This is a genomic window from Kitasatospora sp. NPDC059747 (assembly GCF_042732955.1).
Taxonomy (GTDB): domain Bacteria; phylum Actinomycetota; class Actinomycetes; order Streptomycetales; family Streptomycetaceae; genus Kitasatospora.
In genome coordinates, this window is record NZ_JBHWGV010000297.1 from 1 (window position 1) to 1,030 (window position 1,030).

Consider the following 1,030-nt stretch of genomic DNA (forward strand, 5'->3'; position numbering starts at 1 on the left):
GGCGAAGCTGAGAACTTAAGCGCCAGTAAACGGCGGTGGTAACTATAACCATCCTAAGGTAGCGAAATTCCTTGTCGGGTAAGTTCCGACCTGCACGAATGGCGTAACGACTTCTCGACTGTCTCAACCATAGGCCCGGTGAAATTGCATTACGAGTAAAGATGCTCGTTTCGCGCAGCAGGACGGAAAGACCCCGGGACCTTTACTATAGCTTGATATTGGTGTTCGGTTCGGCTTGTGTAGGATAGGTGGGAGACTGTGAAGCAGCAACGCCAGTTGTTGTGGAGTCGCCGTTGAAATACCACTCTGGTCGTGCTGGATGTCTAACCTGGGTCCGTGATCCGGATCAGGGACAGTGTCTGGTGGGTAGTTTAACTGGGGCGGTTGCCTCCTAAAGGGTAACGGAGGCGCCCAAAGGTTCCCTCAGCCTGGTTGGCAATCAGGTGTTGAGTGTAAGTGCACAAGGGAGCTTGACTGTGAGACTGACGGGTCGAGCAGGTACGAAAGTAGGGACTAGTGATCCGGCGGTGGCTTGTGGAAGCGCCGTCGCTCAACGGATAAAAGGTACCCCGGGGATAACAGGCTGATCTTCCCCAAGAGTCCATATCGACGGGATGGTTTGGCACCTCGATGTCGGCTCGTCGCATCCTGGGGCTGGAGTAGGTCCCAAGGGTTGGGCTGTTCGCCCATTAAAGCGGTACGCGAGCTGGGTTTAGAACGTCGTGAGACAGTTCGGTCCCTATCCGCTGTGCGCGTAGGAGTGTTGAGAAGGGCTGTCCCTAGTACGAGAGGACCGGGACGGACGAACCTCTGGTGTGCCAGTTGTTCTGCCAAGGGCATGGCTGGTTGGCTACGTTCGGGAGGGATAACCGCTGAAAGCATCTAAGCGGGAAGCCTGCTTCGAGATGAGCACTCCCACCTCCTTGAGAGGGTAAGGCTCCCAGTAGACGACTGGGTTGATAGGCCGGATATGGAAGCCCTGTAAGGGGTGGAGTTGACCGGTACTAATAGGCCGAGGGCTTGTCCTCAG

Annotated in this window: 1 rRNA gene; it reads left to right on the forward strand. The window is 55.8% G+C overall.

The features are described from left to right. Positions 1 to 1,028, forward strand: a 23S ribosomal RNA gene (locus ACFV4G_RS43590); the annotation flags it as partial. Positions 1,029 to 1,030 lie beyond the last annotated feature (2 nt).